Origin of the sequence: Maritalea myrionectae DSM 19524, assembly GCF_000423365.1 — a bacterium.
Taxonomy (GTDB): Bacteria; Pseudomonadota; Alphaproteobacteria; order Rhizobiales; family Devosiaceae; genus Maritalea; species Maritalea myrionectae.
This window is the reverse complement of record NZ_AUHV01000003.1, coordinates 605,690-621,194: the sequence shown is the minus strand read 5'-3', so window position 1 is coordinate 621,194 and position 15,505 is coordinate 605,690. Positions and strand designations below refer to the sequence as shown.

The window sequence follows — 15,505 nt, the reverse complement described above, 5'->3', positions numbered from 1 at the left end:
TCGCATTTGTCCGACAATTTTGTTTTTTGTTAACGCTGAGCGTGAGCAGTTGGTCCGATTTAGTGTTTTGTAACAATTGGAAACCTATGGTCTCCTCAGGAGATTATTATGCTGCGAGTAATTAATTGTATTGCTTTCGCGCACGACTTTGCCCTGGTGGCGCTGGCGGCTGTGATTTGTGCTGTTGGCGCGGCTGTGTCGGTCCACTTGCTTAAAAAGGTGTTTGTTACGGCCAGCACAGCACGTTTTGCCTGGGGCTTTATTGGGGCGATCGCAGCTGGGTCTACCATTTGGTGCACGCATTATGTAGCGATGTTGGCCTTTGAACCCGGGGTGCCTGTTGCCTATGATTTTGGGCCCACTCTTCTTTCACTTTTTGTCGCAATTGTAGGTTGCGTGGCGGCCTATGGCATAGCGGGTGAACGGTTTGCGTATGCAGCGCCGGTTGGCGGGGTTGTCTTTGGGTTGGCGATTTCAGCTATGCACTATACGGGCATGACCGCATTCTCCACACGGGCCGTGATGGTCTGGAACATGAATTATGTCGTGGCTTCAGTCGTGTTGGCGGTATTACTTGGGGTGCTGGCCTTTTACCTCACGCAGCGTATGCGCGGGATTCGCCGCATCGTTGAAGGTGCCGGTGTGATGGTGCTGGCGATTGTCAGCTTACATTTTACCGGCATGGCGGCATTGGAGATTACACCACTTGCTGCAAGCGCAACTGAGGTGACCACGGCAGAAGCGCGGGACATGATCGCGATTGCTGTTGCTGGGGTGTGTCTTTTGGTGCTGGGGACTGGGGCGGTCGCCTATTTTCTCGACAATCAGGTGCGGGCATTTGCAACACTGCGCTTTCGCCATTTGGCAGAGAGTGCCGTGGATGGCATGGCGGTGGTGCGGGGCAATCAAATTCTGGGCGCAAATAGCGAGTTTGCGCGCATGGTGAAAATGTCCAAGGCAGATATTGTTGGCAAGTCAGCTGAAACCTTTATTGATCAGGTCGGGCAATATCAGGAAGGCAAACTGAGTGCGGCTGATCTCAAGCGTGCCGATGGCACATGCTTGCCGGTAGAACTGGCGGTTCAAACCGAGCAGGTGAGCGATGATGGCCAACCGCTGACGATTTTGGCTTTGCGCGACATCAGCCAGCGTCTGGCACAAGAAGAGAAAATCTCGTTTCTAGCGCAATATGACAGTTTGACCGGACTGCGCAACCGCGCTTCCTTCCTGGAAAACACTCAAAGTATTCTGGAGTGGGCTGGCAAGGAAAGTTGCTATGCCGTGATCGCCATTGATCTGGATCGCTTTAAAGAAATTAACGACATGTATGGCCACGCCGCAGGCGACAAAGTGCTGGTTAAAACGGGTCAACGGTTGAAGGAAACCTTGGCAGCACACCAATTTGCGGCGCGGATTGGTGGTGATGAATTTGTGGTGTTTTCCGAAATTGAGCATCAGGATGATGCCATCCATTTGGCAGAACGCTTGGAACGCGAACTGGGGCAAAATATTGAGCATGAGGGCGTTGTGCTGAAAAGCCCGGCCAGCTTTGGTGTGGCGCTTTACCCTGAGGATGGGCGACAGATCAACACATTGCTGAACAATGCGGATCTGGCCATGTATCGCGCCAAAACCTCCGATGATCAGCAGATTTGCCTTTATGATAAGGGGATGGATGACAGCATTCGCAAGCGCCGTCAGTTGGTGGATGAATTGCGGCTGGGCATTCAAACTGACCAGCTGGTGCTGCATTATCAAGTGCAAATGAATGTGCCCGATGAAACAGTGGCAGGCTATGAAGCACTTGTGCGCTGGCACCATCCCGAAAAGGGCCTCATGCCGCCCATGACCTTTATTCCTTTGGCTGAACAAACCGGGTTGATCGGCATGTTGGGCGAATGGGTGTTGCGCAAGGCGTGCGAAGAAGCGGCAGGCTGGCCCTCAAAACTTCCCGTTTCGGTGAACCTTTCGCCAGCGCAATTGACTGCGCCTAATTTTGCGGAACAGGTGCAAGACATTTTGCTCGAGAGTGGGTTGCCGCCGGAACGCTTGGAACTTGAAGTGACCGAAAGCAGCTTTATCAGCGATCAGAAGAAGGCCATATCGGTGTTGCAAAAGCTCAAGGATATGGGCATTGCCATTTCTGTCGATGATTTTGGCACAGGCTATTCTTCACTGGCCATGTTGCGGGCTTTCCCATTTGATAAGATCAAGCTCGATAAGTCTTTGATTGATGATATTGACAACAATCAACGCTCAAAAGGCGTGTTTCGGGCGGTGCTGTCGCTTGGGGATGCCCTGTCGGTGCCCATTTTGGCTGAAGGGGTGGAGAATAAAGAGCAGCTTAGCTTTTTGCTCGAGCATGGGTGCCACTTGGTACAAGGCTTTTACTATGGCAAGCCGCAGCGCTATGAAATGTTGAGCCCGCAAAAAGAAACCCCGGTTAAGGTGGTTGGCATCAAGGGCTGACAACCCCTGCATTTGAGCTGCGCGGCGGGCATGACAGAGACGAACCTGTCGTGCTTTTTTTATGAATCGCGGGAGTCAAAACAAGATGACTTGTCATTAAATGATAAGTCATATAATCTAGCAGTGGGGATGAGTGAAAAGAGATATGACGGACCTAAAAAGCAATTCCATATTGCGGCTAGATCACATTCCGGAGACAGCGAGTGAGCTTTCCGTTGCGGCACAGCGCTTGGCGCGGCTGTTGCGCGGACAAATTTCGATGTTGTTGGCGGCCAATGGCGATCTTGGCTTGGTGGAATGGCGCATATGTTTGTGTATTTCACAAAGCGAAAAACCATCGCAAAAAGAGCTTGTTGATTTCGCTGGCATTGAGCAGGCGCAAGTCAGCCGTGCTCTAATGAAGCTGGAGCAAAAAGGCATAATTGAATCCAAGCAATCGGCGCGGGACCGTCGGGTGCGGATTTTTGCCTTAAGCGAAAAAGGCCAAGCCTATTTTGATCGGGTGCAACCTGTGATCGAGGGCTATCACCAGCAAATTGATGCGGTTTTGAGCGAAACGGAAAAAGCACAATTCCTCGACATGGTTGAGCGCGTGGCGAAGGCGGCGCAATTGGCCAGCAATGATGAAGCGCAACAAGCAGGATAATCGATATCCTGAAGCGCGTTGAGCATGAACAGTTTCGAAAGAAGCGATAGGGAGGAATAAAATGAACAGAATTATTGCAGTTGCATGTGCGGCGATAATGTCGATTGCCGGGCCAGCTTTGGCGCAGGATTGGGCGCCATCTGGGTCGGTTGAATTGCAAATCGGCTTTGGTGCCGGTGGCGAAACAGACACGCTTGGCCGTGTGATCGCGGCGACCATGGAAGAGCAAACAGGCTGGAACGTGGTGCCACAAAACAAACCTGGCGGCGGCGGTATTGCCATGTTCACTGGGTTGTTGAATGCGGACGCCGATGGGTCCGTTATCGCGATGGGTGTATCCATGCCTGTCTTGATCAACCTCACCTTGCGTGGCGATCAATTGCCATTTGATTTGGACAGCTTTGATTATCTTGGCACGGTGACGCGGGCACAATTGGCGATTATCGCGAGAGACGACGCGCCGTTTGATGATATTGCGAGCTTGGTAGAATATTCGAAAGAGCAGGGCGGTGTGCCTGTTGCGTTTGACGCGAAGCCGCAAGAGTTGATGCTGATGGCACTCAACGAGCAGACGGGCGCTGGCTTTAAGCTGGTCTCGACGAAGAGCTCTGCTGAGATGGTGCAGTTTGTGTTGGGCGGCCAGGTGCAGGCCTCGTTCAATGCGGGGACGCATATTCAATATTTGGAAAAAGGCGATGTAAAGATGTTGGCAAGTGCCAATGCGGATCGCCATTCCTATGCGCAAGATGTACCAACTTTGCAGGAGCAAGGGTATGATCTTTACACCGACCCTTATTTCTACTTTGCAGCGCCTAAAGGGCTTTCAGATGACGCCAAGTCCGCTTTGGCGGCGGCGTTGGATGCTGCCATCAAGTCTGACAAAGTGCAGGATGTGGTGACCAATGTGATGCAAAACAGCACCAACAATTTGGGACCAGACGGCACGAAAAAAATGATGGAAGACGGGCTGGAAAGCGTTGGCGACTTGTTCAACTAAGCTTGAATTGGCTGCCCCTTTGAGGGGGCAGCCTTTCCCTTTTTCAGGACTTCATTCATGACTGATCGATTGACAGGCATCGCCGTTATTTTGTTTGGCGCGGCCCTTTTTTTCCTGATCACGCCCGCCGCCACCGAAACGGTGGGATATGGCTGGCTGCGGCCCAACACGGTGCCGAATGTGATGGCGGTGATTATGATTCTGGCCGGGACGACATTGGCGATTTCCACACCGCAAGAACAGCAGATCGATTTTCCGAAAATGGCGCGGGCAGCAGGCTTCCTGTTGGTGATCAGCATTGGCCTTTGGGCGATGGCGCAATGGCGATATGTGTTCGTTGCGCCGATGCTGGCCCTTGTGTTGATGGTGCTCGTCGGTGAGCGGCGCTGGCCATGGTTGCTGGTCGGGGCGGTGGTTTTACCTGTCACTATTTCCTTTCTCATTGAATATGTGCTCGAACGCCCTTTGTTCTAACTGGATAATTTATGGTCGATCTTTCCGTTATTTTAGCTGGATTTGCTGACGCTTTTACCCCCATCAATTTGATGTTTGTGGTGTGTGGCGTCATGTTGGGGCAGTTTGTGGGGGCAATGCCCGGCATTGGTCCGGTGATGGCCATGGCTATTGCTATTCCCTTCACCTTTGTGATTGACCCGCTGCCTGCGATTGCCTTTTTGGTCGGCATCAATAAGGGCGGTTTGGTGGGCGGTGCGGTGCCTGCGATTTTGATCAATACGCCCGGCACGCCAGATGCGGCGGCGACCGCGATGGATGGGCATCCGTTGGCGCAGCAGGGCAAGCCGGAGAAAGCGACCAAGATGGCGCTCTATTCGTCTGTCACGGGCGACACATTTTCCGACATTGTGTTGGTGACGATTTCCGCGCCGCTGGCGCTGGTGGCGTTGAAGATGGGGCCGGTGGAAATTCTCGCGCTGATGGTTTTTGCCTTTTCCGTGATTGCGGGACTTGTGGGCAAGAGCATTTCCAAAGGCATCATCGCGGCAGCGCTGGGCATGTTGGCGGCGACTGTTGGGTTGGACCCTGAACACGCGACGCCGCGCTATTATTTCGGCTATTTTGAATTGTTTGACGGGTTGTCTTTGGCAGCCGTGGCCATCGGCATGTTGGCCGTGGCCGAAATCTTGCGGCGGCTGGCCAGCAGCAAGAAGGGCGCGTCTGCCACCATTGATCAGCCAAAGGACATGACTGCGGCCGATCGGCGCGTGAGCTTTGCCGAATATTGGGCTTGTCGCTTTACCATGCTGCGTGGTGCTGCCATTGGCACCATATTGGGGGCATTGCCCGGTGTCGGTTCCACGGCAGCGGCCTTCATGTCCTATGCTGCGACCAAGAAATCATCGAAAGACCCTGACAGCTTTGGCAAAGGCAATTTGCAAGGCATTGCCGCAGCGGAAAGCGCCAATTCTGCGGTGATGGGGGCCAATTTGATTCCACTTTTGACACTCGGCATTCCTGGCAGTGTGGGTGCGGCACTGATCATTTCCGCCTTCGTCATCCATGGTATTCAGCCGGGGCCGTTGCTTTTTGAAGAGCAGGGGCGGCTGGTCTATGGCTTGTTTGGGGCGATGATTATGGCCAATTTTGCCAATCTGTTTGTGGGACAATTGGGATTGCGGCTATGGTCCTTTGTGATCCGCGCGCCGGAATCCGTCATTTTCTCCACCGCCATTTTGCTATGTATCGCCGGGGTCTATTTGGCCACTGGCGGCGTGTTCGGCGTGATTATCATGCTGATGGCAGCAGCGCTTGGCTATGTGATGACCAGCTTTGGTTTTTCGCCCGTTATTTTCATCATCGCCTTTTTCCTCGGCGGGCGATTTGAAATTGCCCTGTCGCAAAGCCTTGTTCTGCTGGATGGCAATGTGCTGGCCTTGATCAATTACCCCATAGCTTTAGCCCTATTCGCGATCGCTTTGATCACCATGGTGTGGATGATCTGGGCTGATCGCCAAAAAGAATTATAGAGGTTTTTATGACCCAGAAGAAAAATGTCCTTTTCATTATGTTTGATCAGCTCCGGTTTGATTATCTGAGCTGTCAGGGGCATCCACATTTGAAGACGCCGCATATGGACAGTTTGGCAGAAAAGGGCGTGCGCTTTACCCGCGCTTATGTGCAGTCGCCCATCTGTGGGTCGTCGCGCATGAGCTATTATACGGGGCGTTATGTGCACAGCCATGGGGCGCAGCGGAACAATTTTCCGCTGAAGGTGGGCGAGTTTACGCTTGGGGATCATCTGCGCAATGGGGACATTGACTGCTATCTGATTGGCAAAACACATATGCAGGCTGATGAGGCCGGGCTGAAGCGGTTGGGCATTATGCCCGATAGCGTGATTGGCGCACGGCAATCGGAATGCGGGTTCGATGCCTATATTCGCGATGATGGATTGTGGGCCGAAGGGATTGGCGGGCTCTATGACAGCAAGCGCTCGCCCTATAATGAATATCTGAAAGATAAGGGCTATGAAGCGCATAATCCCTGGCATGAGAATGCCAACGCGGCGCTGAATGAAGAGGGCGATATTGCTTCCGGTTGGTTGATGCAAAATGCGGATCAGCCCGCCAACATCAAGGAAGAAGATTCCGAGACACCTTGGCTGACCAGCCAAGCGATCCAGTTTATGGAGGAGCGCCGCGATGCGGATAAACTGTGGTTGTGTCACCTCTCCTATATCAAGCCGCATTGGCCCTATATTGTGCCCGCGCCCTATCATGACATGTATGGCCCAGAGCATATTTTGCCGGTGCAGCGCAGTTCTCAGGAGAAGGCGTATCCGCACCCGGTTTATGGCGCCTATATGGAAAATCTGGTGGCGCAGAGCTTTTCCAAAGATGAGGTGCGGGAGAAGGTGATCCCCGCCTATATGGGTTTGATCAAACAATGTGATGATCAAATGGGGCGGCTGTTTGCTTATCTCGAAGAGACCGGACAAATGGACAATACCATGATCGTGATTACATCCGATCATGGGGATTATTTGGGGGATCATTGGCTGGGTGAAAAAGACCTATTCCATGAATGTTCGGTCAAAGTGCCGCTGATTATTTATGACCCGAGTGCCGACGCTGATGCGACACGAGGCACTGTGTGTGATGAGCTGGTGGAAGCCATTGATCTGGTCCCGACCTTTTTGGAATGGTTTGGCCAGGACATTCCCAACCACATTGTGGAGGGCCGCTCTCTAATGCCCTTCTTGCAAGGTGAAAAGCCAGAAGATTGGCGCGAATTTGTGATCTCTGAATATGATTATTCCACCACATTGGCAGCGGAAAAATTGGCCCTGGAGCCTGAAGACTGTCGGTTGTTTATGGTGGCGGATAAGGATTGGAAATTGGTGCATGCCGAGGGAGATATGCGCCCGATGCTGTTTGACCTGAATGACGATCCGAATGAGTATTATGATTTGGGCGATAGCGCGTCGCATTTTCCGGTGCGGGAACAAATGTATAAGCGTTTAGGAGCGTGGGCGCGGCGCATGTCGCAGCGCACGGCCATCTCGGACGCGCGCATCAGGAAGATGCGTGGCAAGGCGCTGGACAAGGGCATTTTCTTGGGCCTTTTCGACGGAACCGAAGTGCCTGAAGAGAAGGTTGAGCCGATCAAAGGTAAGGGCAAGAAAGCCAACTAGCCTGTCGGTTCACGAAAATTTGCACCCCTATCCACATGCCGTGCGATGGGTTTGTCCGATGCGTCTAAATCGCCTTGTTGGCGATAATTGCCGATGCTGAACCCTAGCTTTTTGCCTCCTTTCACGCGCCCAAAGCGATTTCAATTTCAACAGTTCGCCTTTTGGAAGAGTTCAATGTCGCTTCGGTGACAGGTGCAACTTGGAGAATGAGCCATTGCATATTTTATGCTTTGGGTTGAAAAGGGCTTTTGAAACGGCTTTATCACTATGGTAGGGTTTAGCGGTTAAGATCGATCGCAAGTTAAGTGTTTGGAGTAGCAGCAAATTGTCGAATTTGGTGCGTATGGTTTTTGTTGGGGTATCATTGGGGGCTGCGCTATCTTTGGCTGCGGCGCCCGCTTTTGCGTTCGATTTTGGGCAACTTTGGCCGTTTGGCGGCGGTGAAGCCCGCGTGAGCAATGCTGCTGAGGTGACCCCGGTCGCCGGTGAAGTGCGCTACGCGACGCAAATTCAAGTTGATAAGGCCGAGCTGGAACAAGTGATTGCGGATGCTTCGCTGTTGGTTGGTGATCAGGGCGAGGCGCCGGAAGATAGCGTGAGCCTGTTGACCCGCGCGCAGGTCGATCAAAAACGTATTGTTGCCGCGCTTTATGGTGAGGCTCATTATGGTGCCGTGCTGACCATTCTTATTGATGGGGTTCCGTTGGATCAGGTGCCGTTGGACATCAATTTGCAGGGCAAAGTGGCACAGGTGACCATTCAGGTGGATGCCGGGTCGCAATTTGTGTTTTCTGCGCCAGATGTGCGCGTGAATGACCAACCGCTGGTGGTTGCCGATTATGGATTGCGGGCAGGCGAAACCGCCAAATCGGATGCCATCCTTAGCGCGCAGAATGCCATTATGACGGAATGGCGCGAAAAGGGTTATGCTTTTGCTGAAGTGGTGGACCGCACCATTGAAGCCGATCACAGCGTCAATCAATTGGACGTTTTGCTGCGCATTGAAACGGGCCAATTGGCCCATATTGGCGATGTGCGGGTGAGTGGTGCAAAAGATATGCGCGAAGACACCATCATTGAAATTGCTGATTTGCCGCGCGGCGAGATTTATCGACCACAGACCATCAAACGTGCGACACGCGATCTGCAAGAGCTTGGCGTGTTTAATAGTGTTGTGATCAAACGCGAGCGGCGCGCGGATCGGCCAGACCTTGTGGACCTTGTTATCGAGGTTAGCGAGCGTAAGCCGCGCACCATCGGCGTGGGTGCCACCATTGGCAACACCGATGGATTGGGTGTTGAGGGTTTCTGGGTGCACCGCAATCTATTTGGCGGCGCGGAAAAAGTGCGCGTTGAAGGGTCGGTCAATCGCATCGGCCAAGGTGGCCTTGATAAAATGGATTTCCACACAGCGTTGGTTTATTTCAAACCGAATGCTTTTGGCCCAAAAACAAGTTTTGAAGGCAAAATATCGTTCGATATTGAGAACCCAAAGGCCTTTACAAAGCGTGGCGGCAAAATTGAAACCAGCCTCAGCCATCAGATAAATGACGATTTGAGTGTTCGGGGCGGTTTGACGGGTGAGTATGCTGTGTTGACGGTTGATGGCGTGACCACCAATCAGTCGATCATATCGGCACCATTTGAATTGACCTATGACACGCGGGATAATTCGCTAAACCCAACCGAAGGCTTTTTCGCTGTCGCCTATGCTGAGCCGACCTATGCGATTGCTAATCAAGCGCAATTTATCAAAACCTCAGTGAAAGCCAGCACCTATTATGCCTTTGATGATGAGGCGAAGCTTGTGCTTGCGGGGCGCGTGGCGGCCGGATCTATCATTGGGGCGGATTTGGCTGATGTGCCGGTCGATCGGCGGTTCTTTGCCGGCGGCGCTGGGTCCATCCGTGGCTATGCGTTCCAAGCGGCAGGGCCTCGCACCTTATCTGGCAATCCTTCGGGCGGCCTGTCGTTCCTCGAAACCTCGGTTGAGGCGCGTTATCGCGTGACCGAGCAAATCGGGGTGGTTGGCTTTGTGGATATGGGCGGTGCCTTTACGTCAAGCGTGCCCGGTCAGGGCGGCGACTTATACACTGGCGTTGGTGTAGGCGTGCGTTATTTGACGCCGCTGGGGCCCATTCGGGCTGATTTGGCCATTCCTTTGAAAAATATTTCTGGGGAACCAAATTATGGCTTATATCTTGGTATAGGACAGGCTTTTTAGAAGCTGAACCCAACCAAAGGCACCTTTATGAATGCGGCTAAAATCTGGATTTGGCGGATTACGCTGCCCCTTGTGGTGGCGGTTGCGTTGGCGCTTGGTGCTGTTTCATTTTTGTTGCTCACCGCGCCAGGGCGCGACTTTACCGCTGACTATATCGCGCGAACCGCGAGCACTGAGGACCAGCAAATTGAAATTTCTGGCCTCAGGCAGGTTTTGGGCGACAAACTTCGCATTGACGAAGTGCGGGTATTGGACAAACAGGGTGTTTGGGTCAAGCTCAAAGATGTGCAGCTAGACTATCAGTTTCGACAGCTCTTTTCTCGCAGGTTGATGTTGGACAAGCTGGTGGTGGGGCAGGTGCATGTCAGCCGGTTCCCAGAGGCTGCGCCCAATGAGACGCCGGCCGAAGGTGGGTTTAAGCTGCCGCAACAATTGTTGCCGGAGCCGCTGCGCGCTGCCGACATCAATCAAATCGATATTCAGGACATCATTTTGGATGCCCCTGTGTTGGGGGTTGCACGCCGTTTGTCGCTTCACGGCAATATCGATGCACGCAACGCGCCCTTGACCACGGAAGGTGATTTGCGCCTGATGTCTGCTGACCGTGATGTGCCGATCATGCAGGCCGATTGGTCAATCGCGCCGCAAGCGGATGGGTTTGGTTTGAACCTACGCATTGACGAATCCGGCAATGGTTTTTTTGCTGATTTGATCGACATTCCGGGGCGGCCAGCATTTGAAGCAGAAATCGCGACGCGTGGTCCCCTTTCTGCCTTGGCGGCAGACCTTAAAGTTGCGTTGGATGGTCGGGAAACAGCTGTTGGGCAATTGCTGCTCAATCTGGAAGGTGAAGACCAGGGGCTTGAGGCTGACTTGCAAGGCCAACTGGCGCCGCTTATGCCGGACATGTTGGTGCCGTTTGTGGCGGGCAATTCCGAGCTGACCCTGCGCGCAGCGCGGCAAGCCAATGGCCAGTTTGTGATCGACACAGCGCGATTTACGTCGGCGCTTACCACGTTCAGCGCTTCAGGCACCTATGCCACAGACAATGTTGATTTGGCGCTTGAAGGGCGTTTTGGCGATGACGAGACCGAAGTCGCGTTTAATCCAAACGAACAAGGAGAATTTCGCCTGGGTGCGGTGACGCTGGATGGGAAATTGAACGGGCCATTGTCCGGTGTAACATTGCAGCTTGAGGGCGCATTGGCGCAGTTTGACAGCGCACAGGCGTCGGTGCGCGATGCCCAATTTGTGCTGACTGCCGAAGCGTTTGATCTTAATGAGCCGCGTGGGGCCATGCGTTTCGCTGCGCGTGCCGAAGCAGCGCAGATCGACAATCCGCAGATCGATCCCTTGCTTGAGGGGCCCATCACGCTTGAAACCGCCCTCGATATCACGCCGGACCAAATCGCGTTTAATGGGCTCGCGCTGAAAAGCCAGGGCATGAATGCGGCTGGGCAAGGTGCGTTCGAGCTAAAAACGCAGAATTTGTGGGCTGAGGTGGACGCAAAAATTGATGGCGCGGCGCGCGGCATTTATAGCCAATTGTTCGCCGATGGCACCGCCGACATTGAGCTGCGCTTCGTTCGCGATGGGCAAAAGCTGGCGGCTGAGCGTTTGATTATCGGTAGCCCCAACCTCAATGCAGAGCTAAGCGCCGAATTGACGGGCGAGGGCCTTGGGGCAAAGGGCCAAGTGGGGTTTGCCGAACTGGCAGCTTTCGACCCGCGTTTGCAAGGGCAGGCGCGTTTTGATCTTGATGCATCGGGCACATTGGCCGATCCGCAATTGAAGTTGCAGTTGACCAGCGACGGTGTCGCCCTTGAAGGCGAACCGCTGGACGATCTGAGCGGGACGATTGAAGGCGGGTTTGCTGACGGTGTGCGCGTAGATGTTTCCGCCAACTATCGCCAATCGCCTGTAGCGATCAAGGCTGAGTTTATGCAGCAGGAGGATGGCCGGCGGATGGTTCGCGATCTGGTGGCCGAGTTGCCGGGCGGTCGTGCCCAGGGGGCCCTAGTGATTGGAAATGACGGGCTGTTGGATGGTAGTCTTGATCTTGATTTTCCGGATTTGAAGGAACTGGCGCCGCTATTGTTGCAGGACCAAATGGCGGGCAATCTTAAAGGCAGCTTGGTGCTTGAAGCTTTGGACGGGAAACAGAATGCGACGCTGAAGCTGCAGTCGGATAGTTTATCGACGGCGACAGTGACCGCGCAGAATACGTTTATTGATGCGCAGGCAAAAGATGTGTTCGGCGAATTGCTGCTGGCGGCAAACACAAATATCGAAACAGTCGAAATCGCCAATGAGCGATTGAGCGATCTACGTTTTGACGTGCAAAGCGAAGGGGAGACCTATCCCTTTGTGTTGCAGGGCACTTATGCGGGCGAGGCGGTGCGGGTTGCGGGCGCAGGGCAGTTGAATGAAGCGGGTGCCGGCGTGACGCTTTCAGAATTGAGCGGCCGCTATCAAAATATACCGTTGCGTTTGGCAGAACCTGCGCAAATCGATCAAAGGGCTGAGGGCATCGCAATTGATCTACCCGAGTTGAGGGTGGGTCCTGGCCGTGTGTCTGCGAATGGCTCGATCGGCGATCAGCTTGATATAGATGTGCGATTGACGGATATCCCGCTGAATTTGGTGGAAAATGTTGCCAGCACAGGACAGGCTCTTGAAGGTAATCTAACGGCAACCGCCAAGATCACAGGTGCGCCAGCAAATCCGAAAATTGACTATCAATATCAGGCCCAAGGGGTTTCTGTGGCGCTCAGCCGATCCAATCAATTGGCAGCGCTCTCCCTGACTGGGAATGGCGAGCTAGCCAACAATCAGTTGGTGATGGAGAATGATATTGGCGGCGGCGGTGCGTCTGCCCGGGCGAACGGTCGGATAAATCTCCAGTCCAAGGCATTGAATGTGGATGTTACGGGGCAGTTGCCATTTGAATATTTGGCGCGGCCACTGTCGCGATCTGGTATCCGGCTGACCGGTGCAGCTTCTGTTAATGCGCAAATCTCAGGCAGTTTGGATGTGCCGCGCTATCAAGGGCAGATCAACACCAGTGACGCAAGGCTTTTAGATGTGGCATCGAAAGTCTCGGTTTCGGGCATTTCCGGCACCATCGCGCTCAACAATGATCGCGCGCAAGTGGTCAAGTTAAACGGCGTCATTGGCGGCGGTGGGCAATTGTCGATCACTGGCGAGACATCGCTGCGTGCAGCGGATAATCTGCAAAGTGATTATGCTATTCGTGTCCGCAATGGATCATATGAAGATGGTACGCTTTCAACTCAGTTTAATGCCGATTTGACCTTGAAAGGTCCACTCGCCACTGGTGGATCGATTGGTGGTGTTGCCAATATTGATCAGGCCAGCATTGTTATTCCTGAGCAGTTGGGTGGCGGTGTGTCGCCTGTTGATATACAACATAAGGGCGCCTCGGGCGCGGTGCAAAAGCAAGCGGCGGAGTTGGCCCCCAAACCATCGTCGGCGGGCGCTGCTGGCGGCATGAATTTGGATATTCAGGTCAATGCCCCGCGGCGCATTTATGTGCGCGGTCGTGGCGTTGACGCAGAGTTGGGCGGCCAGATGCGTATTTTGGGCACAACGGGTAAGCCATCGCCATCCGGACAAATTAGCCTGCTGCGTGGGCGAGTTGACTTGCTGACCAAGCGTTTTGATTTTGACACAGGACGGGTCATGTTCCGTGGCACCATGGACCCCTCATTAAACTTCAGCGCCAGCACGCGCGGTGATGGCTATATCTATTCCATCATCGTGCAGGGCTATGCATCGGCGCCAGAATTTTCATTCCAATCAACCCCCAGCTTGCCGCAAGATGAAGTGGTGGCCAATTTGTTCTTTGGCAAGAGCCTTGGGGAATTGTCGCCGTTGCAATTGGCACAATTGGCCAATGCGGTGGCGACGCTGAACGGCTCTAATTCCGGGCCAGGTTTGCTTGATCGGTTGCGCTCGTTGGCGGGGGTCGACAATATCGACATTAAGAGCAATGAGCAGGGCGAAACCACAGTGGGCGTGGGCGCTTATTTGAATGATCGCACCTATGTGAATGTGGAAAAGGGCAGCAGGGCCGAAGACGATAAGGTGACGATTGACCTTGAAATTACAGATAGTTTGAAGGCGCGCGGTGAAACCTCTGGCGATGGCAACACCGAGGCCGGTATCTTTTTTGAACGCGACTATTAAGGCTGGGCACAGTTGATTATTCGGGCCGGGCTGCGTACCAGTGTGTCATGATTATTCTCGACAACATCATTTCCGACCGTGGATCTAAATATGCGGTTTCAGGCGGTCCGTGTCATTCGCCCGATGATGCCAAGGCGTTTTTGAAGCAGCTTAAACGTAAGAAGAAATTTGCCAAGGCGACTCACAACACATGGGCTGTGATTTGTGGTGATGAAGAGATCAAAAATGATGATGGCGAGAGCGGCGCGGGCATGATCATATTGCAAATGCTGGCGCGTGAAAAACTATATAACCACATCATTGTGGTGACGCGCTGGTATGGCGGCAAGCATTTGGGCGGCGATCGCTTCCGTCATGTGAAGGACGCGGTGCGCACCTATCTTGACGAACTTTAGGTGAACTTTCGGAAGAATTTTGTGCGGTCAAACATGACTTCCAATTCTTCCATGCGTTGACGCGTTTCGGGCCAAGTGCGGGTTTGCACGTCGGCAATAATGGTTTCCACCAACAACATCATGGTCACGGAACTGTCCCACGCGGACGGCACGACAATTTTAAGGCTGAAGGTGTGGTCGGCCAGTTTGGCGATGGGTGAATGCCATTGGTCCGTAAACAAAACGATTTTTGCGCCTGCTTCAGCCGCCATTTCCGCGAGACGTAGGGTGCTGGTTTCATAGCGGCGCACATCGAAAATAACGATCACATCGTCTTTTTTAATGTCGAGCAGATAATGCGGCCATGCGTTGGAGATCGCTTGAATGTGGGTCACATCTTTGCGCAGCACTTGCATGTGCAAGAAAAAATAGTCCGCCAATGATCGGGTGATGCGCCCGCCCACCACGAACAGCGAACGTGATGTGTCGGCCAGCATTTCGCAGGTGTGATCGAATGTTTCGATGTCCAATTGACCCAGTGAATGGCGGATATTTTCAATCACAGCTTCGGTGAATTTGTTGACAATATGCTCGTTGGGCGCTTGCCCAGCCCAGGTGTCGTGTTTCGCGATGGGGTCGGAAATGGTGGCTTCAACTTCGTTGCGCAAGGCCGCTTGAAAGTCTGGAAAACCGGAAAAGCCAATTTTTTTGACCAGTCGCGCCACTGTGGGGGTGGAGACCCCGGCGCTCTTGGCGACAGCAGTGATTGAGCCCAAGCCTGACACTGGATAATTCACCAATAATGACTGGGAAAGCTGGCGCTCTGCCCGGGTCAGATGGTCTGCATTGTTTTGCAACAACTCAGCAACTGTGCTGGTGCTTTTTGACACGACAAAATCTCCATTTCTTTTGGTTTATCAACAAACGAAATGAA

Annotated in this window: 10 protein-coding genes; 9 read left to right on the top strand and 1 reads right to left on the bottom strand. The window is 53.3% G+C overall.

Annotated features, from left to right (window positions below; all coding sequences use genetic code 11):
• The first annotated feature begins 108 nt into the window (after nucleotides 1-108).
• The 9 genes from G549_RS19700 to G549_RS0109095 all read left to right on the top strand — a co-directional run bounded on the left by G549_RS19700 (nucleotide 109) and on the right by G549_RS0109095 (nucleotide 14,592).
• The gene (locus G549_RS19700) at nucleotides 109-2,469 is read left to right on the top strand and encodes a bifunctional diguanylate cyclase/phosphodiesterase (protein ID WP_051213582.1); all 2,361 of its coding nucleotides are present in this window, start codon (nucleotides 109-111) and stop codon (nucleotides 2,467-2,469) included.
• A gap of 145 nt (nucleotides 2,470-2,614) precedes the next feature.
• Nucleotides 2,615-3,115 carry a MarR family winged helix-turn-helix transcriptional regulator gene (locus G549_RS0109140; protein WP_027834772.1) on the top strand — a complete coding sequence of 167 codons (501 nt, stop codon included), beginning with the start codon at nucleotides 2,615-2,617 and terminating at the stop codon, nucleotides 3,113-3,115.
• Between the two features lie 61 nt (nucleotides 3,116-3,176).
• Nucleotides 3,177-4,112: a tripartite tricarboxylate transporter substrate binding protein gene (locus G549_RS0109135; RefSeq protein ID WP_084634107.1), complete on the top strand. Its 936-nt coding sequence runs from the start codon at nucleotides 3,177-3,179 to the stop codon at nucleotides 4,110-4,112.
• Between the two features lie 57 nt (nucleotides 4,113-4,169).
• The gene (locus G549_RS0109130) at nucleotides 4,170-4,586 is read left to right on the top strand and encodes a tripartite tricarboxylate transporter TctB family protein (protein ID WP_027834770.1); all 417 of its coding nucleotides are present in this window, start codon (nucleotides 4,170-4,172) and stop codon (nucleotides 4,584-4,586) included.
• Between the two features lie 11 nt (nucleotides 4,587-4,597).
• Entirely contained in the window at nucleotides 4,598-6,097 is a 1,500-nt protein-coding gene (locus G549_RS0109125) for a tripartite tricarboxylate transporter permease (protein ID WP_027834769.1), read from the top strand.
• 8 nt (nucleotides 6,098-6,105) lie between these two features.
• Entirely contained in the window at nucleotides 6,106-7,764 is a 1,659-nt protein-coding gene (locus G549_RS0109120; RefSeq protein ID WP_027834768.1) for an alkaline phosphatase family protein, read from the top strand.
• Between the two features lie 325 nt (nucleotides 7,765-8,089).
• The gene (locus G549_RS0109105; protein WP_156905523.1) at nucleotides 8,090-9,988 is read left to right on the top strand and encodes an autotransporter assembly complex protein TamA; all 1,899 of its coding nucleotides are present in this window, start codon (nucleotides 8,090-8,092) and stop codon (nucleotides 9,986-9,988) included.
• Nucleotides 9,989-10,015: 27 nt separating this feature from the next.
• On the top strand, nucleotides 10,016-14,197 hold the full coding sequence (locus G549_RS0109100) for a translocation/assembly module TamB domain-containing protein (protein ID WP_027834766.1): 4,182 nt from the start codon (nucleotides 10,016-10,018) through the stop codon (nucleotides 14,195-14,197).
• A gap of 47 nt (nucleotides 14,198-14,244) precedes the next feature.
• Nucleotides 14,245-14,592, top strand: a complete 348-nt coding sequence (locus tag G549_RS0109095) for a YigZ family protein (protein ID WP_027834765.1) — start codon at nucleotides 14,245-14,247, stop codon at nucleotides 14,590-14,592.
• Here G549_RS0109095 and G549_RS0109090 read toward each other — a convergent pair.
• The gene (locus tag G549_RS0109090) at nucleotides 14,589-15,461 is read right to left on the bottom strand and encodes a MurR/RpiR family transcriptional regulator (RefSeq protein ID WP_027834764.1); all 873 of its coding nucleotides are present in this window, start codon (nucleotides 15,459-15,461) and stop codon (nucleotides 14,589-14,591) included. The genes G549_RS0109095 and G549_RS0109090 overlap by 4 nt on opposite strands.
• Nucleotides 15,462-15,505 lie beyond the last annotated feature (44 nt).